The sequence below is a fragment of the Streptomyces sp. NPDC001292 genome (assembly GCF_042896465.1).
Taxonomy (GTDB): Bacteria; Actinomycetota; Actinomycetes; order Streptomycetales; family Streptomycetaceae; genus Streptomyces.
This window is the reverse complement of the sequence record NZ_JBIAXG010000005.1, coordinates 228,131-251,628: the sequence shown is the minus strand read 5'-3', so window position 1 is coordinate 251,628 and position 23,498 is coordinate 228,131. Positions and strand designations below refer to the sequence as shown.

Below are 23,498 nucleotides of genomic sequence, written 5' to 3'. Positions count from 1 at the left end.
TGCTCGCTGGACTGCTCGGGGAGCGGGTACTACTCGGGGGTCTCCTCGAGTGCGTGGGCCACGAGGGCCAGCAGGGTCTCGATGGCCGAGATCCGGCGCCGCGCGTCCATGATCATGACAGGTATGTGTGCGGGGATCGTCAGCGCCTCCCGCACGTCCTCCGGATCGAACTCCTCACTGCCGTCGAAGTGGTTGACCGCGACGATGTACGGCAGCCCGCAGCTCTCGAAGTAGTCCAGCGCCGGGAAGCAGTCCTTCAGGCGGCGGGTGTCGGCCAGGACCACGGCGCCGATCGCGCCGCGCACCAGGTCGTCCCACATGAACCAGAACCGCTGCTGGCCCGGCGTGCCGAACACGTAGAGCACGAGGTCGTCGTCGAGCGTGATCCGGCCGTAGTCCATGGCGACCGTTGTGGTCACCTTGTCCGGCGTGTCGGTGAGGTCGTCCGTCTCCTCGCTCGCCTCGGTCATCAGCGCCTCGGTCTGCAGGGGCGTGATCTCCGAGACGGCGGTGACCAGCGTGGTCTTGCCGACGCCGAAGCCGCCGGCCACCACGATCTTCGTGGCGACCGGGGCGCGGGTGCGGTCCGTCTGCCAGGGCTGCAAGGTCTCGTCGGGCTCGACGAGCGGGGAGACGCCCACGGCGGCGTCAGAGACGGCGGAGTCCACTCAGCACCCTTTCCAGCAGTGCGCGGTCCGGCCGGCCAGTGCCATGACCGGTTCCGGTTCCGTACACACGGATCTTTCCCTGGTCCGCGAGGTCGCTCAGGAGCACGCGGACCACGCCCAGCGGCATCTTCAGCAGCGCGGCGATCTCCGCCACCGTCCGCATCCGGCGGCACAGTTCGACGATGGCCCGCACCTCGGGCATGCCCTGGGTGGCGAGCGAGCCGTTGGTCAGCTCCTTGCGCTCCTCCGGGGCCTCCAGCGCGGCCACGAACGTCTCCACCAGGAGGACGTGACCGAAGCGGGTACGGCCGCCGGTGAGCGAGTAGGGGCGGACGCGGGCGGCCTTGCGGTCGCCGCCGCGGACCGGGAGCTGCCGATTGGACGTACTACCGCTCATCGGGCCGCTCCTTGGGTACTCCCGTCGGCTTCCAGGGACTTGCGCAGCTCGCTGCGGAGTTCCGGTGTCAGGACGTGTCCGGCGCGGCCGACGAAGAGCGCCATGTGGTACGCCACGACGCTCATGTCGCACTCCGCGGAGCCGTGCACACCGAGCAGCGACCCGTCGCTGATCGACATGACGAACAGGCTGCCCTCGTCCATCGCGACCATCGTGTGCTTGACCGAACCGGAGTCCATCAGCTTGGCGGCGCCGAGGGTGAGGCTGCCGATGCCGGAGACGATGGTGGCGAGGTCGGCGGCGGAGCCGCGGGGACCGGTGCGTGTCTCGCGGGCCTGGCCGGCCTCGTCGGTGGGGGTCCCCCCGCGCGAGCTCGTTCGAGCTTGGGGGAGGCCGGTGTCCGAGGAGAGGAGCAGGAGCCCGTCGGAGGAGACCACGGCCACGGATTGGATGCCGGGGACCTCCTCGACGAGGTTCGTCAGCAGCCAGTGCAGGTTGCGGGCCTCACTGCTCAGTCCGAAGGTACTGGGCGCGGTCAACTGCTTGCCTCCTCGACTGTGCCCCCCGTGTTCTGGTCGGCGATCTCCGCCTCCGCCTCGCGGTAGCCCTCCCGTGCTCCCCGGTGGAAGCCGCCCAGACGGCGGCGGAGTGCCTCGGCGTCCACGGAAGTGCTGCGCTGGCGCGGGGCCGGGGCGGGAGCGGTTATCTTCGGGGTGCGCTTGGGCAGGCCCTTGGCGGTGACCTCGTCCTCCGACGCGTCGGGGGTCCGGTGGTGTTCCGCCTCGGCTTCGCCGTCGGCGGGGGTGTTCTGCTGCGGGGGCGGTGTGGTGCGGGCGGCCTCGGCGCCGCCTTCGGCCGGTTCGCTCCCCTCCGCACGGGTTTCCTGCTGGAGGGGTGCCGCGGCCTCGGTCTCGTCCTGGTCCGGTTCGCTCCCGGCCGCGGTGTCCGTGGGGGTTTCCCGGTCGGGTGCGGAGGGCGCGTGCGAGGCCTGCCCGAAGTCGGCGGGGGCGGGGTGCGGGCGCGCCGGGTCCGGCTCGCCCGCGGGCGACGGGAGCAGGAGCTCCATCGTCGTCTCGGACGGCGATGCCGGTTCCTCGTCCACCGGGTCCTCGGTGGCCGGTCCCTCGGTGGCCGGTTCCTCGTTCGCCGGTTCCGCGGTGGCCGGTGCCTCGTCCGCCGCCTCCGCCTCGCGCACCGCCTTCTCGGCCAGCGCGACCAGGGGGTCGGTGCCCTCGGCACGGATGGGCAGGACGTTGGAGTTGGCCTCGGCGTCGGCGCCGGGCAGGGAGACCGCGGGGGCCTCTCCGGCAGCCGGGGCGGAGTCCGCGACGGCGGAGGCGGGCGCGGCCGCCAGCACGGACTTGGGGACGACCACGACGGCCGCGATGCCGCCCTGCTTCTGCTCGCGCAGCTGCACGCGCACGCCGTGCCGGTGGGCGAGGCGGGCCACGACGTACAGACCGAGGCCCAGGCCCTGGTCGCCCTCCTTGTCGTAGGCGGACTTCGGGTCGAACTCGGTGAGGCGGGCGTTGAGGCGGGCCAGCCGCTCCTCGGGCACACCGATGCCCTCGTCCTGGACGGAGAGCATGACCTCGCCGTTCTCCAGGAGCCAGCCTGAGACCTCGACGGGCTGGTCGGGCGGGGAGAACGAGGTGGCGTTCTCCATGAGTTCGGCCAGCAGGTGGGACAGGTCGTCCGCCGCGAACCCCGCCACGTGCGCGTGCGGCGGCAGCGCGGCGATCCGGACACGCTCGTAGCGCTCGATCTCGCTGACCGCGGCGCGTACGACGTCGACCAGCGGAACCGGCCCGGCGTGCTGCTGGACGTGCTCGGAGCCGGCCAGCACGAGGAGGTTCTCGCTGTGCCGGCGCATGACCGTGGCGAAGTGGTCGAGCTTGAAGAGGGTGGACAGGCGGTCGGGATCCTGCTCCCGGTCCTCCAGGCCCTCGATGACGGTGAGTTGCCGTTCCACCAGGCCGAGCGTGCGCAGCGCCAGATTGACGAAGCTGCCGCCTATGCCGCTGCGCAGCCGCTCCAGCTGGGCGGCGGAGTCGGCGAGTTCGGCGCGCAGCTCCTCGCGGGCGTCGGCCATCTTCTGGCGCTGGCCGACCAGGTGCTTGCGGTCGGCCTCCAGGGTGGCGATCCGCTCGGCGAGCGAGACGGCCTGCGCGTGCAGGGTGTTGACGGAGCGGACGACCTGCGCGAACTCGTCGTTGCGGCCGGTGAACTTGACGGGTTCCTCGGCGGCCGGGTCCTGCGCGCCGGCCAGCCGCGCCGAGCCCAGGCGCAGCACCGCGAGCGGCCGGGTCAGGGTGCGGGCGAGCCCGGTGGCGATGCCGATGGTGACCAGCAGCAGGGTGCCGAGCAGGGCGATGCGGATCTCCAGCGCGGTGACGTCGTCGTCGCGGAGCTGCGCCAGGTCCTTGGTGCGGCGGTCGTACAGGGAGGACTCCGCGCCGCGCATCAGGTCGACGCGGGCGCTGAGCGCGGCGTCGGCCTTCTTGACGCTGGTGTCCAGGTCCGTGTCGGAGAGCGTCGGCTGCTGGGTGAGCGAGACGAGATACTTCTCCGCGGTGTCGACCTCCGCCCCGCTCACCGTGGAGTCGTACGACGCGCGGGCCTCCTGGGGAGCGGTGTCGCGGAAGCCGGCGAGGGCGGCGTCGGAGCGCAGCCGGGCCTGCTGGGCGGCGGCGCTCAGGGCGTCGCGCTGCTTGGTGTCGGCCTCCGAGGACGTGTTGGTCTGCGTGGGCAGGCCGGTGACGGGACTGATGACGGTCTGCGAGGTGTACGGCACGTTCAGCGCCGCGAGCAGCAGCCCGCGGGCCGCTGCGGCCTGCTGGACGGCGGTGTCGAGCTCGGCGAGCGCGTGGGCACCGGAGCCGGCCCGCGCAGGCATCCGCTCGGCCATCCGCTCGGCCAGCTTGTGCAGGTCGGTGATGGCGGCGGAGTAGGCCTGGTGGACCTGGAGGGCGGTGCTCTGCCCGGTGAGCGCGGAGCGGCGCACGGCGGCGATGCCGTCGAGGTCCTTGCGCAGCCAGGCGGGCATGTCGGGGTCGGCGCGCAGCTCGTCGACCTGGCGGTCCACGCGGGTGCTGCGCTGCTCGGAGGGCGCCTTGGACCCGGGCCGGCCGGCGGCGACGTAGGAGGTGACCTCGTCGCGCTCGTCGGCCAGCGAGTGGGCGAGGGTGAGCGCGTCCTGGGTCTGCCCGGCGAGCGTCACCAGGTTCTGGGAGTCGCTCACCTGCCCGGAGGCGGCGATCAGGGAGGGCGCGCCCGCGCCGGCCACCGCGGCGGCCACGACGGCGACGGCGGCGATCAGACGGTTGCGTACGTGCGTGGGACGGCCCTTGCCGACGGGGATGACGGGGGGCGTGCCGGGCGTCTGCGCCGGGTCTCCTGCCATGGCCGTCTGCTTGCCTGCGCGCCGAGGCCGCTTCTTCTGCACCGGTGCTCGCATTCCTGTACTCGTGTACTCATGGGCCCGGGTGGTGCCCCGTCAGCTGGCGCGGACAGGTGCGTACACCCTCCCCACGCTCTCGACTCCGCTCGAGCAGGGGGGACCTGCATCGGTTCCCGACCCTCCCAGTGCCGGTGGGCAGTGGTCCTGCATCGTCCGACCGGCCACCCGAAGGAGTGAACCTCGGAGGGGAGTTGGCGGGCAAGTTCCTCCGGAGCGTGCGCGGGCACCGTGCGGTGGGCCGGTTGGACGTCTGCGGCAGGCTTTGGCAATATTCGCCGCCACGCCTTCCCGGAGTGATCCAATTTCACCCAAAACAGGCGGCTGACCTGCGCCGCCTCGCCGATTCCCGGATGGCTGCCACCCTTTCGCAGGGCTTGTGAAGGGCTCGTGCAGACTGGCCGGATGCGCACTGAGGTTGTTTCGGAGCCCGGCCGTCCCGACTGCCCCAACGAGGACTTCGCGAGTGTCGGACTACCCGCGTCTGGACAGGGTGGTTGCCTGGTCGTCCTGGACGGGGTGACTCCGCCGCGGACCGGGACGGGGTGTTCGCATTCGGTCTCCTGGTTCACCGCCCGGCTGGGCGGCGCACTGACCGAACTGACGCTTTCCTGCCGAGATCTGACGCTGCCGGAGATTCTTTCGCGCGCGATCCTCCGTACCGCCGAGGCACACGCTCCGACCTGTGACCTTTCTCACCCGCGTACGCCTCAGGCGACCGTCGTTCTGGCGCGCTGGTCGGAGGAGGTGGTCGAGTACCTGGTGCTGTCAGACTCGGTCCTGCTGCTGGAGTCCCCCGACGGCTCGGTCGCCGCGGTCCTGGACGACCGGCTGGCCCGCCTGCCCCGGGCCTCACTCGCCACGGACGCGCTCATCGACGCCGTCGTGCGGAACAAGGAGGGCGGCTTCTTCACCGCGGCGGCGGATCCCTCGGTGGCCGGCCGGGCCGTGACGGGCAGCGTGCCGCGCGCCGAGGTCCGGGCGCTGGCCGCGCTGACGGACGGGGCGGCTCGGTGGGTGGAGAAGTTCCGCGCGGGCGACTGGGAGCGGTGTCTCGGTCTTGTGCGCAAGGAGGGGGCGGGCTCGCTCGTGGACCGGGTGCGGGCCCTGGAGGCGGCCGACAAGGAGGAGCGGACGCATCTGCGGCGCAGCAAGACGCACGACGACGCGACGGTGGTGTTCGTGGAGCCGTGAGCGGCCCGGCGGCGGGGCCGGCTACTTCTCCGTGACCTGGTTCAACTCGTGCAGCAGCCGGGCCAGTTCGGCCACCTCGCGGCGGTCCCAGTGGGCGAGCTGGCTGACGTAGCGGGCGCGGCGGGCCTCGCGCACCTGGCCGACCCGGCGGCGGCCGTCGTCGGTGAGGGCCACCAGCCAGGCCCGTCCGTCGGCGGGGTCCGGTTCCCGGGCGACGAGGCCGAGTTCCTCCAGGGCGTGCAGCTGGCGTGACATGGTCGCCTTGCCGACGCCGATGTACCCGGCCAGCTCCGTGGCGCGCTGGCGGCCGCACTCCTCCAGGCGGACCAGCAGTCCGTAGGCGGCGGGCTCCAGGTGCGGGTGGACCTCGCGGGCCATCTCGCCCTGGTTGGCTCGTGCGCGCCGCAGCAGCACCGTCAGTTCCCGTTCGAGGGACAGGAACTCCCGGTCCGCACCGCTCGGTGACGCGCCGGACGCGACCTCACGTCCGCCGCTGTTTGCGTCTTCGTGCACGTCAGCCCCTGCCTGAAGATTTCCCGTTCCTGAAAGTTTCCGCCAGTCGGCGCCATCACCGCAGCTCCGTCAGTATTTCGCAGGCTTAGACCATCGGCAGACTCCGGCCCCCCTTCCCAGGCGCCGGTCTACGTGCGTAGCTTCTTTGCCAGGCAACTACTGGCATGCTCACGCCACTGCTGTCGCCCGCGGTCGCGGGCCGGCACGGCCCTGCTCGTCAGCGTGACCGGGACATGTCCGTGACCGGGACATGCCCGCATCCCCCCACCGAGCACCACCGAGCTTCGGAGGCACGTCATGTCCGTGCACAGATCCGGAACGACCCGCGTACGGCGGCTCACCGCCGCGGGAATCCTGCTCGCCGCGTTCTCCCTGCTCTTCACCCTTCCCTCCGCCGCAGCCACCGTGCCCGCCCGCGGCTCCGCCTACATGGGCATGGGCGTCGTGCCGCACGACGGCCAGGGCGGCACGCCGGCCGGCGGGGACGCCACCCAGACCGAGGGCGTCGACGTGGCCAGCTACCAGGGCAACGTCGCCTGGTCCACGTTGTGGAACAGCGGCGTCCGGTGGGCGTACACGAAGGCCACCGAGGGGACGTACTACACGAACCCCTACTTCGCCCAGCAGTACAACGGCTCGTACAACGTCGGCATGATCCGCGGCGCGTACCACTTCGCGACCCCGGACACGACCAGCGGCGCCACCCAGGCCAACTACTTCGTCGACCACGGCGGCGGCTGGTCCCGCGACGGCAAGACCCTGCCGGGCACTCTCGACATCGAGTGGAACCCCTACGGGGCCGCCTGCTACGGCAAGACGGCGAGCGCGATGGTCAGCTGGATCGCCGACTTCCTGAACACCTACAAGGCCCGCACGGGCCGGGACGCCGTGATCTACACGGCCACCAGCTGGTGGACCCAGTGCACCGGCAACTACGGCGGCTTCGCCGCCAACAACCCGCTGTGGATCGCCCGCTACGCATCGGACCCGGGCACCCTGCCGGCCGGCTGGGGCTACTACACCATGTGGCAGTACACGTCGTCCGGCCCGACGGTCGGCGACCACGACAAGTTCAACGGCGCGCTGGACCGCGTACAGGCACTCGCCAACGGCTAGCCCCCCGAATTCCCCGGCCGCGGGCAGGGAGTCCCCCGGCCGGGGCCCGGGCGCACCCGGCGCGATCGCGGCGACCCGCACCGGGCGCGCCCCGGGACGCCCCGAACCGCCGCGGCTCCTTGCGCGGCGGTTCGCCGGGCGCCCCGGGGGCGGCGGTACAGCCGGAAGCCCCGGGGCGCTTCAGCCAGAGACCCGGGCCCGGCAATTCAGCCGGGAACGCCGGCGCCGGCAGTTCGGCCGGGAGCCCCGGGGCGCAACGGTTCAGCCGGAAGTCCCAGGACACGGCGATATCGCCGGAGACCCCAGGCACGGCAGTTCGGCCGGGAGCCCCGAGGGGCGGCGATACGGCCGGCGGCGCTCGGGGGCGGTTCGGCCGGAGACCCCGGGCGGCGATACGGCCGGGAGCCCTGGGCGCGCCACACAGCAAGAGGCCCGCCGCGCTCGCCGCCCGGCAGGCCCGGCCTGGCCTACCGACACCGGCGCCTGGCAGCCGGCGAGCCGAAGCGGGCCGCGCAGGCCGCGATTGCCCCGGGCGCGGCGTCCGGCCGGGAGGCCCCGCCGGACACCCGCGGGGACCGGTCACGGCCCGGTCGGTCCGACCGGGTTACGCGGCGGCCGGGATCTCCCGCGACGCCTCGTTCGTCGCGGGCGCGAGGGCCAGTTCCAGGACCTGGCGGACGTCGGTGACGGTGTGGACGTCCAGCTTGTCCAGCACCTCCGCCGGGACGTCGTCCAGGTCGGGCTCGTTCCGCTTGGGGATGACCACCGTCGTCACGCCCGCGCGATGGGCGGCGAGCAGCTTCTGCTTGACGCCGCCGATCGGCAGGACACGGCCGGTCAGCGAGACCTCGCCGGTCATGGCCACGTCCGTGCGGACCAGACGGCCGGACAGGAGCGAGGCGAGCGCGGTCGTCATCGTGATGCCCGCGCTCGGACCGTCCTTCGGCACCGCGCCCGCCGGGAAGTGGATGTGCACACCCCGGTCCTTCAGATCCCCCACGGGCAGCTCCAGCTCGGCGCCGTGACTGCGCAGGAAGCTCAGCGCGATCTGCGCGGACTCCTTCATCACGTCGCCCAGCTGACCGGTCAGGGTCAGCCCGGCCGCACCCGTCTCCGGGTCGGCCAGGGACGCCTCGACGAAGAGGACGTCGCCCCCGGCCCCGGTGACCGCGAGCCCCGTCGCCACACCCGGGACGGACGTGCGGCGCTCTGCCGGGTCCTGGGCGGACTCCGGAACGTGGTGCGGACGGCCGATCAGCCCGCGCAGCTCACCGTCGGTGACGGTGAACGGCAGCTCCCGCTCGGCCAGTTCGTGCTGGGCCGCGATCTTGCGCAGCAGCCGCGCGATGGACCGCTCCAGGGTGCGCACACCCGCCTCGCGCGTGTACTCGCCGGCGAGCCTGCGCAGCGCGCCCTCCTCGATCGTGACCTCGTCCTGGTGCAGACCGGCCCGCTCCAGCTGGCGCGGAAGCAGGTGGTCGCGGGCGATGACGACCTTCTCGTCCTCGGTGTAACCGTCCAGCCGCACGATCTCCATCCGGTCGGCCAGCGCCTCCGGGACCGCCTCCAGGACGTTGGCCGTGGCCAGGAAGACGACGTCGGACAGGTCCAGCTCCACCTCCAGGTAGTGGTCCCGGAAGGTGTGGTTCTGCGCCGGGTCCAGGACTTCGAGCAGGGCCGCGGCCGGGTCGCCGCGGAAGTCGGAGCCCACCTTGTCGATCTCGTCCAGCAGGATCACCGGGTTCATCGACCCGGCCTCCTTGACGGCGCGCACGATGCGCCCGGGCAGCGCCCCGACGTACGTACGCCGGTGGCCGCGGATCTCGGCCTCGTCGCGCACGCCGCCCAGGGCGACGCGCACGAACTTGCGTCCCATGGCGTGGGCGACGGACTCACCGAGGCTGGTCTTGCCCACACCGGGCGGCCCGACGAGCGCGAGCACGGCACCGCCGCGCCGCCCGCCGATCACGCCCAGGCCCCGGTCGCCGCGCCGCTTGCGCACCGCCAGGTACTCGGTGATCCGTTCCTTCACGTCCTCCAGGCCCGCGTGCTCGGCGTCCAGGACCGCCTTGGCGCCCTGGATGTCGTAGGCGTCCTCGGTCCGCTCGTTCCACGGCATGTCGAGGATCGTGTCGAGCCAGGTGCGGATCCAGGAGCCCTCGGGCGAGGCGTCGGAGGCGCGCTCCAGCTTGTCGACCTCCTTGAGCGCGGCCTCCCGGACCTTCCCGGGCAGGTCGGCGGCCTCGACGCGGGCGCGGTAGTCGTCGGACTCCTCGCCGTCGCTCTCGCCGTTCAGCTCGCGCAGTTCCCTGCGGACGGCCTCCAGTTGGCGACGCAGCAGGAACTCGCGCTGCTGCTTGTCGACGCCCTCCTGGACGTCCTTGGCGATGGACTCGGCCACGTCCTGCTCGGCGAGGTGGTCGCGCAGTTGCTGGGCGGCGAGCTTGAGGCGGGCCACCGGGTCGGCGGTCTCCAGCAGGTCGACTTTCTGCTCGGTGGTCAGGAAGGGCGAGTAGCCGGAGTTGTCGGCGAGCGCGGAGACGTCGTCGATGGCCTGCACGCGGTCGACGACCTGCCAGGCGCCGCGCTTGCGCAGCCAGGCGGTGGCAAGCGCCTTGTACTCCTTCACCAACTCGGCGACCTGGCCGGGCAGCGGATCGGGCACGCTCTCCTCGATCCGGGTCCCCTCGACCCACAGCGCCGCGCCCGGCCCGGTGGTCCCGGCGCCGATCCGCACACGACCGCGACCGCGGATCAGCGCGCCCGGGTCACCGTCGGCCAGCCGGCCCACCTGCTCGACCGTGCCCAGCACACCGGTCCTGGCGTACGTCCCCTCGACCCGCGGCACCAGCAGCACCCTGGGCTTGCCCGGCTCGTCCCGCGCGGCGGCCTGCGCGGCCTCCACGGCGGCCCGTACCTCGGCGTCGCTCAGATCCAGCGGAACCACCATCCCGGGCAGCACGACCTCGTCGTCGAGCGGCAGCACGGGCAGGGTGAGCGGTGTGAACGCGGTGGACTCAGCAGCCATGATCTCCCCTTCGGCAGTCAAGTTGAGTTATGCCGACTCAATGCACGGGCCATGCCGATTGTTCCCCGGCATCTGTTCGCTCTGAGCGATCACCGTCCACAAACAGCGCACACAGGGAGAAAGAGGGACGAAAGGAGGAGATGGCAAGGAGGGGGAAGGAGGGCCGTCCGGGTGTTCTCACACGCTCTCGGGCGCGGCAGCCGCCTCCGCGAGGCGCGCCCGCCGCCAGCGGCGTATCACCGGCCACGTCGCCACCCCGAGCCCCAGCGCGATCAGATGGCCGCAACTCGTCATCGGGTCGACGAACGCGGCCAGGTCCTGGGCCAGCATGCCCACGAACACGATGAGCAGGGGCCAGCGCAGCCAGGGCGTGAGCAGGCCGGCCAGGGCGCCGAGGCTGGCCACGACGCCGAAGCTGATGCCGTAGTCGAGGCGGTGCGCCGCGCCGCCCGGCAGGCGGCCCGCGAGCACCGCGAGCCCGACGGGGACCTCGGTGGCGAGGGTGGCCAGCACGTGCCCGAACAGGAACACACCGGCGGTGCGCAGTCCGCCTATCCGGCGTTCCAGCGCGGTGAGCACCAGCAGGAAGCACAGGGAGTACGCCGACACCACGCCGCCCGCGATCCACAGCGCGCTCGCCGGCAGCACCAGCAGGGGCGCCCGCACCAGGTGGGCGACGTCCGTGCTGGAACTCTGGTGCAGGGCGTCCACCACCGCGGGATCGGCGTACCGGGCGACCAGCGAGGTGACGGCGAGCAGAGCCGCGTACCCGAAGGTGAACGGGGTCCCGACGGGGCTGGGCAGCAACCGCCACGGACGCAGTCCGCGCAGCCCCCGGAGCCCCGCGGCGGGCCGCGCCGAGCGGGGCTGCTCCGCGCGCACGCCCCCCAGGACGACACCACGCGCCCGCGCCCGCTGCTGCGGCATGCCGTCCAGTGCCTGCGGCGCCTCCACCGGCGCGCCGCCCACGACCGCGCCCGCACCCCCGTCGGGACCCGTGCCCTCGCCCCCGACGCCGTACGGAGGCAGGGGCGGGCCCGAAGGTGTCGGCGGGCCCGAGGGGCCGGCCGTCGCGGTCCGTTCCACGGTGCGGCGCTCCTTCCGTCGCGCCCCACACTTCGTGTACCGGGCGCCCCTGTCCATGACCGACGCCACCCGCGCGGCGATTCTCAGCAACCTATTAAGTTCCCGGAGACCCTGCCACCTCATCGCCCCCAACCGTCACAGGACCTCAGGGACCCAGCGACCTCACCGACCCCGGGACGCTCGGCGCGCGACCCATCGCACACGGGTGTCACCCGTAATTCACGTGGCTTCAAGGGCCCGTTGGGGCAGGATGGCCCCATGACCGGCTCGTACGACGCCCCTGAGGTGCTGGACCGCCGTGACGGCCCCTACGGCGAGGTCGTGCTGCGCCGGCACGGGGCACTGCTGCAGATCATCGCCAACGGCTGCTTCCTGATGGACACCTCCGACGGGCGCTCCGAGCGCCTCCTGGTCGACGCGGCGCTCGCCGCGCTGCCGGAACGGCGGGCGCCGAGCGTGCTGATCGGCGGCCTCGGCGTCGGCTTCTCACTCGCACACGCCGCGGCGGACCAGCGCTGGGGACGGATCACCGTTGTCGAACGCGAACGAGCGATCATCGACTGGCATCGCGGCGGCCCCCTCGCCGAGCTGACCGCAGACGCGCTGGCCGACCCGCGCACCGAGGTCGTCGAAGGAGACATGATCGCCTACGTCAATGAGACATACGACACGTTCGACGCGCTCTGCCTGGACATCGACAACGGCCCCGACTGGACGGTCACCGAGCACAACGAGGAACTGTACGGACCGGCCGGACTGGCAAGCTGCGCAAGGGCGTTGAGGCCGGGCGGGGTCCTCGCGGTGTGGTCCGCGAAGCCATCTGCGGAATTTGAAGGAACCTTGCGGAATGTCGGGTTCCGACAGGTGCGCACCGAAGAGGTCCCCGTTGCCCGGGGCGTTCCGGACGTCGTGCACCTCGCGGTCCGACCTGGATAGCAAAGGTGTGGTGAGTCCCCGTACGCTGCTCCCTTGGCGCCGATCATTCAAGCGTCAATCGCAACTACGCGCAGTCAAGGGATCACCCCACGGATTCCGGAAAGCACACTCAGGGGCGGGCGATGGAGCAGACACACACCGCGCACAACGGCACGACGGCCACCCCGGGCGCCCAGCGCCGGGTCCTGGTGGTCGAGGACGACCAGACCATCATGGATGCCATCGCCACCCGCCTGCGCGCCGAGGGATTCCTCGTGCAGACCGCGGGCGACGGCCCGGCCGCCGTCGACACCGCCGAGGCCTGGCAGCCGGACCTGCTGATCCTCGACATCATGCTGCCCGGCTTCGACGGCCTGGAGGTCTGCCGCCGCGTGCAGGCCCAGCGCCCGGTGCCGGTGCTGATGCTCACCGCGCGGGACGACGAGACCGACATGCTGGTCGGCCTCGGGGTCGGCGCGGACGACTACATGACCAAGCCGTTCTCGATGCGGGAGCTGGCCGCACGCGTGCACGTGCTGCTGCGCCGCATGGAGCGGGCCGCACTGGCCGCGGCGACCCCGCGCAGCGGCATCCTGCGTCTGGGCGAGCTGGAGATCGACCACGCCCAGCGCCGGGTGCGCGTGCGCGGCGAGGACGTCCACCTCACCCCGACGGAGTTCGACCTGCTGGTGTGCCTGGCGAACACCCCGCGCGCGGTGCTCTCGCGCGAGCAGCTGCTGGCGGAGGTGTGGGACTGGGCGGACGCCTCCGGCACCCGGACCGTGGACAGCCACATCAAGGCGCTGCGCCGGAAGATCGGCGCCGAGCGGATCCGGACGGTGCACGGCGTGGGCTACGCGCTGGAGACGCCGAGCCCATGAGCGACGGGCCGGCCGCACGGAGGGACCAGGGCGAGCCCTGGGGTGGCGTGCGCCCGTTCTCGATCAAGACGAAGCTGGGCGCGCTGGTCGTCATTTCGGTGCTGATCACCACGGGTCTGCTGATGATCGCCGTGCGCACGGCGACGGAGCTGCGCTTCATCACGGTGTTCTCGATGATCGCCACGCTGCTGATCACGCAGTTCGTGGCGCACTCGCTCACCGCGCCGCTGGACGAGATGAACACGGTGGCCCGCTCCATCTCGCACGGCGACTACACGCGCCGGGTGCGCGAGAGCCGCCGGGACGAGCTGGGCGACCTGGCCCAGACGATCAACCGCATGGCAGACGAGCTGGCGGCCCAGGACCGCCAGCGCAAGGAGCTGGTGGCGAACGTCTCGCACGAGCTGCGCACGCCCATCGCGGGCCTGCGCGCGGTGCTGGAGAACATCGTCGACGGGGTCACCGAGGCCGATCCCGAGACCATGCGCACGGCCCTGAAGCAGACCGAGCGGCTCGGTCGGCTGGTGGAGACGCTGCTGGACCTGTCCCGCCTGGACAACGGCGTGGTGCCGCTGAAACAGCGCCGCTTCGAGGTGTGGCCCTACCTGTCGGGCGTGCTGAAGGAGGCCAACATGGTCGCCTCGGCCCGCGCGGGCATCGCCTCCGGCTCCGGCAGCCACACCCGTACGGACGTCCATCTGCACCTGGACGTCTTTCCGCCCGAGCTGACCGCGCACGCGGATCCCGAGCGCATCCACCAGGTGGTCGCCAACCTGATCGACAACGCGGTCAAGCACAGCCCGCCGCACGGGCGCGTGACGGTGAAGGCGCGGCGCGGCCCGCAGCCGCAGTCGCTGGAGCTCGAGGTCCTGGACGAAGGGCCCGGCATCCCGCGCTCGGAGTGGCACCGCGTCTTCGAGCGTTTCAACCGGGGGGCGGTGCACCGGCCGCACGGTCCGGGCAGCGACGGCGGCACCGGACTCGGTCTGGCGATCGCCCGCTGGGCGGTGGATCTGCACGGCGGCCGGATCGGTGTGGCCGAATCCGAGCGGGGCTGCCGGATCCTCATCACTCTTCCGGGCCTGCCCTCTTTACCAAGTTGACGTAAAGTTCGATCAAGAGCCCCAAGATCCACGAGCATCCCCGCAGGCGGACACGTGTGATCAGGCCGGGGCCTGCACCCCACGGGGGTCAGGCCCGGGTCGCCCCTTCCCTGGCGCAGCGGAACCACGCTTGTTTCCCGCCAATTCAAGCGCCGAAACCCGGGTTTTGATGTGACTTACATGACGAAGGAGTGGCCCGACCTGACCTTCCCCCTCTCAGGGGCGTAGCCTTTATTCCCGCTGTCCATCATTCTTGTGAAGCGGAAGAGGGCGGTTGCCGCCGTGTCGCCACAGTCCCCCAGTAACTCGAGCATCTCGACCGACACCGACCAAGCCGGGAAGAACCCCGCGGCCGCGTTCGGTGCCAACGAGTGGCTCGTCGACGAGATCTATCAGCAGTACCTCCAGGACCCGAACTCCGTAGACCGCGCCTGGTGGGACTTCTTCGCCGACTACAAGCCGGGGGCCGCCGCCCCGCAGGCTCCGGCGGGTACCGCGGCCGCGGGGGCCGCGGAGACCACCACCACGGCTCAGGCGGCGCCCGCCGCCGCTCCGGCCGCCCCGGCCCGGCCCGCTCCCCAGGCCGCCGCCGCGCCGGCCGCTCCCGCGCAGCCCCCGGCCGCGCCGCGACCCGCGGCCGCCGCTCCGGCTCCCGCGAAGCCCGCGGCTCAGGCTCCGGCGCCCGCGAAGCCGGCCGCCAAGGCCGCACCCGCCGCCGAGGCACCCGCGGGTCCCGAGTTCGTCACGCTGCGTGGCCCCTCCGCCGCGGTCGCGAAGAACATGAACGCCTCGCTGGAGCTGCCCACGGCCACGTCCGTGCGCGCCGTCCCGGTGAAGCTGCTGTTCGACAACCGCATCGTGATCAACAACCACCTCAAGCGGGCCCGCGGCGGGAAGATCTCCTTCACGCACATCATCGGCTACGCGATGGTCCAGGCCATCAAGCAGATGCCGTCGATGAACTGGTCCTTCGCCGAGAAGGACGGCAAGCCCACCCTGGTCAAGCCGGACCACGTCAACCTCGGCCTGGCCATCGACCTGGTGAAGCCCAACGGCGACCGCCAGCTCGTCGTGGCCGCCATCAAGAAGGCCGAGACGCTGAACTTCTTCGAGTTCTGGCAGGCCTACGAGGACATCGTCCGTCGCGCCCGCGACAACAAGCTGACGATGGACGACTTCACCGGCGTCACCGTCTCCCTCACCAACCCCGGCGGTCTCGGCACGGTCCACTCCGTGCCGCGGCTGATGCCCGGCCAGTCGGTGATCATGGGCGTCGGCTCCATGGACTACCCGGCGGAGTTCCAGGGCACCTCCCAGGACACCCTGAACAAGCTCGGCATCTCCAAGGTCATGACGCTCACGTCGACCTACGACCACCGGGTGATCCAGGGCGCCGCCTCCGGCGAGTTCCTGCGCGCCGTCGCCAACCTGCTGCTGGGCGAGCACGACTTCTACGACGACATCTTCAAGTCGTTGCGCATCCCCTACGAGCCGGTCCGCTGGCTCAAGGACATCGACGCCTCGCACGACGACGACGTCACGAAGGCCGCCCGCGTCTTCGAGCTGATCCACTCCTACCGGGTCCGCGGCCACGTCATGGCCGACACCGACCCGCTGGAGTACCAGCAGCGCAAGCACCCCGACCTGGACATCACCGAGCACGGGCTCACCCTGTGGGACCTGGAGCGCGACTTCGCGGTCGGCGGCTTCGCCGGCAAGACGCTGATGAAGCTGCGCGACATCCTCGGTGTGCTGCGCGACTCGTACTGCCGCACCGTCGGCATCGAGTTCATGCACATCCAGGACCCCAGGCAGCGCAAGTGGATCCAGGACCGTGTGGAGCGCCCGCACTCCAAGCCGGAGCGCGAGGAGCAGCTGCGCATCCTGCGCCGGCTGAACGCGGCCGAGGCCTTCGAGACCTTCCTGCAGACGAAGTACGTCGGCCAGAAGCGGTTCTCGCTGGAGGGCGGCGAGTCCGTCATCCCGCTGCTGGACGCGGTCATCGACTCGGCGGCCGAGTCCCGCCTGGACGAGGTCGTCATCGGCATGGCCCACCGCGGCCGCCTCAACGTCCTGGCCAACATCGTCGGCAAGTCGTACGCGCAGATCTTCCGTGAGTTCGAGGGCAACCTCGACCCGAAGTCGATGCACGGCTCCGGCGACGTGAAGTACCACCTGGGCGCCGAGGGCACCTTCACCGGCCTGGACGGCGAGCAGATCAACGTCTCGCTGGTGGCCAACCCCTCCCACCTGGAGGCGGTGGACCCGATCCTGGAGGGTGTCTCCCGCGCCAAGCAGGACATCATCAACAAGGGCGGCACGGACTTCACCGTCCTGCCGGTGGCCATCCACGGCGACGCGGCCTTCGCGGGCCAGGGCGTGGTGGCCGAGACCCTGAACATGTCGCAGCTGCGCGGCTACCGCACCGGCGGCACGGTCCACATCGTCATCAACAACCAGGTCGGCTTCACGGCCGCCCCGGAGTCCTCGCGTTCCTCCATGTACGCGACGGACGTGGCGAGGATGATCGAGGCCCCGATCTTCCACGTGAACGGCGACGACCCGGAGGCCGTGGTCCGCGTGGCGCGGCTGGCCTTCGAGTTCCGCCAGGCGTTCAACAAGGACGTGGTGATCGACCTCATCTGCTACCGCCGCCGCGGTCACAACGAGTCGGACAACCCGGCCTTCACCCAGCCGCTGATGTACGACCTGATCGACAAGAAGCGCTCGGTGCGCAAGCTCTACACCGAGTCGCTGATCGGCCGGGGCGACATCACCCTGGAAGAGGCCGAGCAGGCGCTTCAGGACTACCAGGGCCAGCTGGAGAAGGTCTTCACCGAGGTCCGCGAGGCCACCTCCCAGCCGGCCTCCGGGGACGTCCAGGCACCGCAGGACGGCTTCCCGGTCGCGGTGTCCACGGCTGTCTCCGCCGAGGTCGTCAAGCGCATCGCCGAGTCCCAGGTCAACATCCCCGACCACATCACCGTCCACCCGCGTCTGCTGCCGCAGCTCCAGCGCCGGGCGGCGATGGTCGAGGACGGCACGATCGACTGGGGCATGGGCGAGACCCTCGCCATCGGCTCGCTGCTCCTGGAGGGCGTCCCGGTCCGGCTGTCCGGCCAGGACTCCCGCCGCGGCACCTTCGGCCAGCGGCACGCGGTGATCATCGACCGTGAGACGGGCGAGGACTTCACCCCGCTGCTGTACCTGTCCGAGGACCAGGCCCGGTACAACGTCTACGACTCCCTGCTGTCCGAGTACGCGGCGATGGGCTTCGAGTACGGCTACTCGCTCGCCCGCCCGGACGCGCTGGTGATGTGGGAGGCCCAGTTCGGCGACTTCGCCAACGGCGCCCAGACGGTGGTGGACGAGTTCATCTCCTCCGCCGAGCAGAAGTGGGGCCAGACCTCCGGCGTCACCCTGCTCCTGCCGCACGGCTACGAGGGCCAGGGCCCGGACCACTCCTCCGCCCGCCCGGAGCGGTTCCTCCAGCTCTGCGCGCAGAACAACATGACGGTCGCGATGCCGACCCTGCCGTCGAACTACTTCCACCTCCTGCGGTGGCAGGTGCACAACCCGCACCACAAGCCGCTGGTCGTCTTCACCCCGAAGTCGATGCTGCGCCTGAAGGCCGCGGCCTCGAAGGCGGAGGAGTTCACCACGGGTCAGTTCCGTCCGGTCATCGGCGACGCGTCGGTGGACCCGGCGGCGGTGAAGAAGGTCGTCTTCACCGCGGGCAAGGTCTACTACGACCTGGACGCCGAGCGCCGCAAGCGGGGCGTGACGGACGCTGCGGCTGCCGAGACGGCGATTATCCGCCTCGAGCGGCTGTACCCGCTGCCGGGTGCAGAGCTCCAGGCGGAGATCGCCAAGTACCCGAACGCGGAGAAGTACCTGTGGGCCCAGGAGGAGCCGGCGAACCAGGGTGCGTGGCCGTTCATCGCCCTGAACCTCATCGACCACCTGGACCTGGCGGTCGGCGCGGACATCCCGGCCGGCGAGCGCCTGCGTCGCATCTCCCGTCCGCACAGCTCCTCGCCCGCCGTCGGTTCCGCGAAGCGGCACCAGGCGGAGCAGGAGCAGCTGGTGCGCGAGGTGTTCGAGGCGTAACCGCTCCCGCGGGTCGTACCTGACCGGGCCGCACCCCCTGGACGGGGGTGCGGCCCGGTCGTTTCGGCGTGCCTATCCTTGACCACATGTACTTCACAGACCGTGGCATCGAAGAGCTGGAGAAGCGGCGGGGCGAGGAGGAGGTCACCTTCGAGTGGCTGGCCGAGCAGCTGCGGACCTTCGTCGACCTGAATCCGGACTTCGAGGTGCCGGTGGAGCGGCTGGCGACCTGGCTCGCCCGGCTGGACGACGAGGACGACGAGTAGGAACGAACGTTCGGTACGGGGCGCCCCTTCCGGGGCGCCCTGTCGCTTTTCAGGGGCCTGCCGCGGTATCGCCGGAACGAGTGTCTTGACTTCCCGTGAACGCGATATATCGTGGTTTCCAGACAACGCGATATGGCGTGTCGCGTCCAGTCCGGGAGGTCTGCACCATGTCCGAGTGGTCCGTCGGTGAGCCCGGGAAGCTCACCTTCGACGAGTCCGTGACCGAGCTCAACGTCCGCATCGTGCACGGAACGGTGAACGTCGTGGGTGCCGACGAGGGCCCGGCCCGCCTGGAGGTCTCGGAGATCGAGGGGCCGCCCCTGGTGGTCACCCAGCAGGGCGGGACGCTGACGGTGGCGTACGAGGACCTGCCCTGGAAGGGCTTCCTCAAGTGGCTGGACCGCAAGGGCTGGCGGCGCAGCGCCGTGGTCTCCGTGGCCGTTCCGGCGAGCACCCGCGTGGAGCTCGGAGTGGTCGGCGCCGGCGCGATGGTCTCGGGGATCGACGGACGCGCGGAGGTCAAGGGCGTCTCCGGGGACACCACCCTGGTGGGCCTCACGGGCCCGGTGCGCGCGGACACCGTGTCGGGGAACGTGGAGGCGCAGGCCCTCTCCGGTGACCTGCGGTTCAACTCGGTCTCCGGCGACCTGACGGTGGTCGACGGAGCCGGCCCCTCGGTGCGGGCGGACTCGGTGAGCGGGTCGATGATCGTCGACCTCGACCCGGCGGGCGGCCCCACCGACGTGAGCCTGACCAGTGTCTCCGGCGAGATCGCCATCCGGCTCCCCCACCCGGCGGACGCACAGGTGGACGCGAACACCGCGAGCGGGACGGTGTCCAACGCCTTCGAGGACCTCAAGGTCGGCGGTCAGTGGGGCGCCAAGCGGATCACCGGCCGCCTCGGCGCGGGCAACGGCCGGCTGAAGGCGACCACCGTCTCCGGCTCCATCGCGCTGCTGCGGCGCCCGCCGGCGGAGGACGGACCGTGGGAGGCGGAGCCGGGGGACGCCCGCCCGGCCGAGGATTCCAGCGGCGGCTCCGCCGATGGCACGACCGACAAGAAGGTGCTCTGAGATGCCCCCCGTCTTCGCCCACGGCCGTCTTCGCCTGTACCTGCTCAAGCTGCTCGACGAGGCCCCGCGCCACGGCTACGAGGTGATCCGGCTGCTGGAGGAGCGCTTCCAGGGCCTGTACGCCCCCTCGGCGGGCACGGTGTATCCGCGGCTGGCCAAGCTGGAGGCCGAGGGCCTGGTCACGCACACCACCGAGGGCGGCCGCAAGGTGTACGCGATCACGGACGCCGGCCGCGCCGAACTGGCCGACCGCAGTGGTGAACTGGCCGATCTGGAGCTGGAGATCCGCGAGTCCGTCGCCGAACTCGCCGCGGAGATCCGCGCCGATGTGCGCGGCGCCGCGGGCGATCTGCGGCGCGAGATGCGGGCGGCGGCGTCCCAGGCCCGGGAGGGCACCGAGGTCCACGGCGAGCACGGCAAGGCCGACGACAAGGAGGCCTGGCAGGCCGCCAAGGAGGAGATGCGGCGCGTCAAGCAGGAATGGAAGGAGCAGGCGCGGCGCGCGAAGGAGGAGAGCCGCAGGGCGCGCGACGAGGCCCAGCGGGCCCGGCGGCAGGCCAAGGAGGCGCAGGAGCGGGCGCGGGTCCAGGCACAGGAGGAGTTGCAGCGCATCGCCAAGCGGGTCCAGGAGCAGGTGCAGGACCACTTCGACCGGGGCGACTGGCCCACGGGGGTGCGCGAGGGCCTGACCGAACTGGCCAAGGAGTTCGGCGACTTCGGCAAGGACTACGCCTTCGGCCGCACCGCGGCCCGGCCCGAGTACTCCACGACCCCGGAGGACTTCCCGGCCGGCTACGAACCGGCCTGGGCGCACGAGGACCTCACGGGCGACCCGGCCCGCGACCTGGACCGCCTCCTGGACCGCTTCCGCGACGACATCCGCGACACGGCCCGGGACAACGGCATCACCGCCGACCAGCTCCGTGAGGCCCGCCGCCATCTGTCCACGGCGGCGGCCCACATCGCCTCGCTCCTGCACCGCCCGAAGGTCTGACGGCCGCCCACCGGCCCCCGAGGGGGGCGGCCACCCTTCAACCGGCCGCCCGCGCCATAGTTGACACATTCGGGGAGCCGGGGACGCCCGAGATGCCGACAGACGAGCGGCGGGCCCCGGAGACGCCCGGGCCCGCCGCTCGAAGAACAGGTGGTGAAAGTCAGGAGTTGGTGAGCACGACCTTGCCGAAGTGGCTGCCCGACTCCAGCCGTTCGAAGCCCTCGCGGGCACGGTCGAGCGGCAGCACTTCGTCGATGACGGGACGGACCCCGGTGGCCGCGCAGAAGGACAGCAGGTCCTCCAGTTCGTCCTTGGTGCCCATGGTCGAGCCGACGACCTTCAGCTCCAGGAAGAAGATGCGCGTCAGCTCGGCATGGGACGGCCGGTCGCCGCTCGTGGCCCCGGAGATGACGATCGTGCCCCCGGGCCGCAGCGACTTGACCGAGTGCGACCAGGTGGCCGCGCCGACGGTCTCGATCACCGCGTCCACCCGCTGCGGCAGCCGCGCCCCCGGCTCCAGCGCCTCCACGGCGCCGAGCTCCACTGCCCGCCTGCGCTTGACCTCGTCCCGGCTGGTGGCGAACACCCGCAGCCCGGCCGCCTTGCCGAGCACGATCGCGGCCGTGGCGACACCGCCGCCGGCGCCCTGGACGAGAACGGAGTCGCCGGGACGCACGCCGGCGTTGGTGAAGAGCATGCGGTACGCCGTGAGCCAGGCCGTGGGCAGGCAGGCGGCCTCCTCGAAGGAGAGCTCCTTGGGCTTGGGCAGGACGTTCCAGGTCGGCACGGCCACCTGTTCGGCGAAGGTGCCCTGGTAGCGCTCGGTGAGGATGGACCGGGGCTCCCCGGGCCCGACCCCGTACCCGCTCTGGCCGATCACGGAGTGCAGGACGACCTCGTTGCCGTCCTCGTCGACGCCGGCGGCGTCGCAGCCGAGGATCATGGGCAGCTTGTCCTCGGACAGGCCCACCCCCCTCAGCGACCAGAGGTCGTGGTGGTTCAGTGAGGCGGCCCTGACGTTGACCGTGCTCCAGCCGGGACGGGCCTCGGGGGCGGGGCGCTCCCCCGACTCCAGGCCGCTCAGCGGCTGGTCGTGGTCGATTCGGGCGGCGTAGACAGCGAACATGACCTTGACCATAGGGGTGCGCCCCGGCCGGCGGAACCACGCACCTCTGTGACCCTCACCCTCTTGCCAGGCAGAAGGTCAGGAGGGACGCAGGACAAGACGAACGGCCCCGTCCGGAGGGGACGGGGCCGTTCGTGGGTCGGCTCAGCGACGGGCCACGCCCTCGGCACGGGCCGCAGCGGCCACCGCCGCGGTCACGGCGGGGGCCACCCGCTCGTCGAACGGCGAGGGGATCACGTAGTCCGCGGCGAGGTCGTCCCCGACGACGCCGGCCAGCGCCTCGGCCGCCGCGATCTTCATTCCCTCGGTGATCCGGGACGCCCGCACCTGGAGCGCGCCCGCGAAGATGCCGGGGAACGCCAGGACGTTGTTGATCTGGTTGGGGAAGTCCGAGCGTCCGGTCGCCACGACCGCCGCGTACTTGTGCGCGACCTCGGGGTGCACCTCGGGGTTCGGGTTGGCCATGGCGAACACGAAGGCCCCCTCGGCCATCGACGCCACGGCCCGCTCCGGCACCGTACCGCCGGAGACGCCGATGAAGACGTCGGCGCCGGCCAGCGCGTCCTCCAGGGAACCGCTGATGCCGGCCTTGTTGGTGAACTCGGCCAGCTCGCGCTTGACCTGCGTCAGGTCCGTGCGGTCGGCCGACACCACGCCCTTGCGGTCCGCGACCGCGACATCGCCGATACCGGCCTCGACCAGCATCTTGGCGATGGCCACACCGGCCGCGCCCGCGCCCGAGATGACGGCCCGCAGGTCCCCGATCGCCCGCCCGCTCAGCCGGGCCGCGTTGCGCAGCGCCGCGAGGGTCACGACCGCCGTGCCGTGCTGGTCGTCGTGGAAGACCGGGATGTCCAGACGCTCCTGGAGCCTGCGCTCGATCTCGAAGCACCGGGGGGCCGAGATGTCCTCGAGGTTCACCCCGCCGAAGGACGGCGCGAGGCGCACCACGGTCTCGACGATCTCGTCGACGTCGGTGCAGTTCAGCGCGATCGGCACCGCGTCCACGCCGCCGAACTGCTTGAACAGGATCGCCTTGCCCTCCATCACCGGGAGGGAGGCTTCGGGGCCGATGTCACCGAGCCCCAGCACGGCCGTGCCGTCGGTCACGACGGCGACCACGGACGACTTCCACGTGTAGTCGTGGACCAGCTCCGGCTGCTCCGCGATGGCGGAGCACACGCGCGCGACGCCAGGTGTGTACGCCAGGGACAGGTCGTCCTTGTCACGGACGGGCACGGTGGCCTGCACGGCCATCTTGCCGCCGCGGTGCAGCGCGAAGGCCGGATCGAAGGAGTCGAGCGGCTCAGCTCCGCCGTCCTGATCCGTACTGCTGTCGCTGCGAGGATTGACGATCTCCGCTGCCACTTCGTTTTACCCCTTAAGTGTTCATGGTTTGAGGGTTGCCGCTCCTGGTGAGGAGCGGGCGGGACCGCGCACGGACCGTGAGTGATGCCTTCGGCCACCTGCGCGACGGCGCGCCGCACACGCGCTCCGAGCCCCGGATGAGGGGTGTAAAGAACCTTCTTACCGGACGATCGCCGTCAACGACGAGTCCATAACGTCAAGGT

The 23,498-nt window shown here is 71.6% G+C and carries 18 protein-coding genes; 9 read left to right on the top strand and 9 right to left on the bottom strand.

Features of this window, described 5'->3' with window-relative positions; translation table 11 throughout:
• Positions 1-29: 29 nt before the first annotated feature.
• The 4 genes from ACFY4A_RS09015 to ACFY4A_RS09000 are packed head-to-tail and all read right to left on the bottom strand — an operon-like array spanning position 30 to position 4,510.
• Positions 30-668: an ATP/GTP-binding protein gene (locus tag ACFY4A_RS09015; protein ID WP_390828740.1), complete on the bottom strand. Its 639-nt coding sequence runs from the start codon at positions 666-668 to the stop codon at positions 30-32.
• Positions 649-1,065 carry a DUF742 domain-containing protein gene (locus ACFY4A_RS09010; RefSeq protein ID WP_390828739.1) on the bottom strand — a complete coding sequence of 139 codons (417 nt, stop codon included), beginning with the start codon at positions 1,063-1,065 and terminating at the stop codon, positions 649-651. The genes ACFY4A_RS09015 and ACFY4A_RS09010 overlap by 20 nt, the downstream gene beginning before the upstream one ends.
• Positions 1,062-1,604 (bottom strand): roadblock/LC7 domain-containing protein, encoded by a 543-nt coding sequence (locus tag ACFY4A_RS09005; protein WP_390828738.1) that lies wholly within the window; start codon positions 1,602-1,604, stop codon positions 1,062-1,064. The genes ACFY4A_RS09010 and ACFY4A_RS09005 overlap by 4 nt, the downstream gene beginning before the upstream one ends.
• Positions 1,601-4,510, bottom strand: a complete 2,910-nt coding sequence (locus tag ACFY4A_RS09000) for a nitrate- and nitrite sensing domain-containing protein (RefSeq protein ID WP_390828737.1) — start codon at positions 4,508-4,510, stop codon at positions 1,601-1,603. Before ACFY4A_RS09000 ends, ACFY4A_RS09005 begins: the two co-directional genes overlap by 4 nt.
• A 417-nt stretch (positions 4,511-4,927) precedes the next feature.
• Between ACFY4A_RS09000 and ACFY4A_RS08995 the strand changes: the two genes are divergently transcribed.
• Entirely contained in the window at positions 4,928-5,716 is a 789-nt protein-coding gene (locus ACFY4A_RS08995; protein WP_390828736.1) for a protein phosphatase 2C domain-containing protein, read from the top strand.
• Between the two features lie 21 nt (positions 5,717-5,737).
• On the opposite strand, the gene ACFY4A_RS08990 is transcribed toward ACFY4A_RS08995, so the two are convergent.
• Positions 5,738-6,229: a MarR family winged helix-turn-helix transcriptional regulator gene (locus ACFY4A_RS08990; RefSeq protein ID WP_390828735.1), complete on the bottom strand. Its 492-nt coding sequence runs from the start codon at positions 6,227-6,229 to the stop codon at positions 5,738-5,740.
• Positions 6,230-6,526: 297 nt separating this feature from the next.
• On the opposite strand from ACFY4A_RS08990, the gene ACFY4A_RS08985 reads away from it, so the two are divergent.
• A complete protein-coding gene (locus ACFY4A_RS08985) occupies positions 6,527-7,345 on the top strand; it encodes a lysozyme (protein WP_390828734.1) in 819 nt (272 codons plus the stop codon).
• A 604-nt stretch (positions 7,346-7,949) separates the two neighbouring features.
• Here ACFY4A_RS08985 and lon read toward each other — a convergent pair.
• Entirely contained in the window at positions 7,950-10,373 is a 2,424-nt protein-coding gene (gene lon, locus ACFY4A_RS08980; protein WP_390828733.1) for an endopeptidase La, read from the bottom strand.
• Positions 10,374-10,550: 177 nt separating this feature from the next.
• Positions 10,551-11,459, bottom strand: coding sequence for a rhomboid-like protein (locus ACFY4A_RS08975; protein WP_390828732.1), 909 nt, complete (start codon positions 11,457-11,459; stop codon positions 10,551-10,553).
• Positions 11,460-11,717: 258 nt separating this feature from the next.
• On the opposite strand from ACFY4A_RS08975, the gene ACFY4A_RS08970 reads away from it, so the two are divergent.
• The 7 genes from ACFY4A_RS08970 to ACFY4A_RS08940 all read left to right on the top strand — a co-directional run bounded on the left by ACFY4A_RS08970 (position 11,718) and on the right by ACFY4A_RS08940 (position 20,801).
• Positions 11,718-12,395 carry a spermidine synthase gene (locus ACFY4A_RS08970; protein WP_390828731.1) on the top strand — a complete coding sequence of 226 codons (678 nt, stop codon included), beginning with the start codon at positions 11,718-11,720 and terminating at the stop codon, positions 12,393-12,395.
• A gap of 122 nt (positions 12,396-12,517) precedes the next feature.
• Entirely contained in the window at positions 12,518-13,255 is a 738-nt protein-coding gene (locus tag ACFY4A_RS08965) for a response regulator transcription factor (RefSeq protein ID WP_390828730.1), read from the top strand.
• Positions 13,252-14,358 carry a sensor histidine kinase gene (locus ACFY4A_RS08960; protein WP_390828729.1) on the top strand — a complete coding sequence of 369 codons (1,107 nt, stop codon included), beginning with the start codon at positions 13,252-13,254 and terminating at the stop codon, positions 14,356-14,358. The genes ACFY4A_RS08965 and ACFY4A_RS08960 overlap by 4 nt, the downstream gene beginning before the upstream one ends.
• A 282-nt stretch (positions 14,359-14,640) precedes the next feature.
• Positions 14,641-18,468 (top strand): multifunctional oxoglutarate decarboxylase/oxoglutarate dehydrogenase thiamine pyrophosphate-binding subunit/dihydrolipoyllysine-residue succinyltransferase subunit, encoded by a 3,828-nt coding sequence (locus tag ACFY4A_RS08955; RefSeq protein WP_390828728.1) that lies wholly within the window; start codon positions 14,641-14,643, stop codon positions 18,466-18,468.
• 86 nt (positions 18,469-18,554) lie between these two features.
• Positions 18,555-18,734, top strand: coding sequence for a DUF6104 family protein (locus ACFY4A_RS08950; RefSeq protein ID WP_003992906.1), 180 nt, complete (start codon positions 18,555-18,557; stop codon positions 18,732-18,734).
• Between the two features lie 167 nt (positions 18,735-18,901).
• Positions 18,902-19,807, top strand: a complete 906-nt coding sequence (locus tag ACFY4A_RS08945; RefSeq protein ID WP_390828727.1) for a DUF4097 domain-containing protein — start codon at positions 18,902-18,904, stop codon at positions 19,805-19,807.
• A 1-nt stretch (position 19,808) separates the two neighbouring features.
• Positions 19,809-20,801 (top strand): helix-turn-helix transcriptional regulator, encoded by a 993-nt coding sequence (locus ACFY4A_RS08940; RefSeq protein WP_390828726.1) that lies wholly within the window; start codon positions 19,809-19,811, stop codon positions 20,799-20,801.
• A 160-nt stretch (positions 20,802-20,961) separates the two neighbouring features.
• Here ACFY4A_RS08940 and ACFY4A_RS08935 read toward each other — a convergent pair whose 3' ends face one another.
• Positions 20,962-21,927, bottom strand: a complete 966-nt coding sequence (locus ACFY4A_RS08935; RefSeq protein WP_390828725.1) for a zinc-binding dehydrogenase — start codon at positions 21,925-21,927, stop codon at positions 20,962-20,964.
• A gap of 144 nt (positions 21,928-22,071) precedes the next feature.
• The gene (locus ACFY4A_RS08930) at positions 22,072-23,295 is read right to left on the bottom strand and encodes an NADP-dependent malic enzyme (protein WP_390828724.1); all 1,224 of its coding nucleotides are present in this window, start codon (positions 23,293-23,295) and stop codon (positions 22,072-22,074) included.
• Positions 23,296-23,498: the final 203 nt, after the last annotated feature.

Coding starts and splice junctions, on each gene's coding strand:
- ACFY4A_RS09010 (WP_390828739.1), bottom strand. CDS start 1,065: ATGAGCGGTAGTACGTCCAATCGGCAGCTCCCGGTCCGCGGCGGCGAC.
- lon (WP_390828733.1), bottom strand. CDS start 10,373: ATGGCTGCTGAGTCCACCGCGTTCACACCGCTCACCCTGCCCGTGCTG.
- ACFY4A_RS08960 (WP_390828729.1), top strand. CDS start 13,252: ATGAGCGACGGGCCGGCCGCACGGAGGGACCAGGGCGAGCCCTGGGGT.
- ACFY4A_RS08940 (WP_390828726.1), top strand. CDS start 19,809: ATGCCCCCCGTCTTCGCCCACGGCCGTCTTCGCCTGTACCTGCTCAAG.
- ACFY4A_RS08995 (WP_390828736.1), top strand. CDS start 4,928: ATGCGCACTGAGGTTGTTTCGGAGCCCGGCCGTCCCGACTGCCCCAAC.
- ACFY4A_RS08985 (WP_390828734.1), top strand. CDS start 6,527: ATGTCCGTGCACAGATCCGGAACGACCCGCGTACGGCGGCTCACCGCC.
- ACFY4A_RS08965 (WP_390828730.1), top strand. CDS start 12,518: ATGGAGCAGACACACACCGCGCACAACGGCACGACGGCCACCCCGGGC.
- ACFY4A_RS08935 (WP_390828725.1), bottom strand. CDS start 21,927: ATGTTCGCTGTCTACGCCGCCCGAATCGACCACGACCAGCCGCTGAGC.
- ACFY4A_RS08945 (WP_390828727.1), top strand. CDS start 18,902: ATGTCCGAGTGGTCCGTCGGTGAGCCCGGGAAGCTCACCTTCGACGAG.
- ACFY4A_RS08970 (WP_390828731.1), top strand. CDS start 11,718: ATGACCGGCTCGTACGACGCCCCTGAGGTGCTGGACCGCCGTGACGGC.
- ACFY4A_RS08950 (WP_003992906.1), top strand. CDS start 18,555: ATGTACTTCACAGACCGTGGCATCGAAGAGCTGGAGAAGCGGCGGGGC.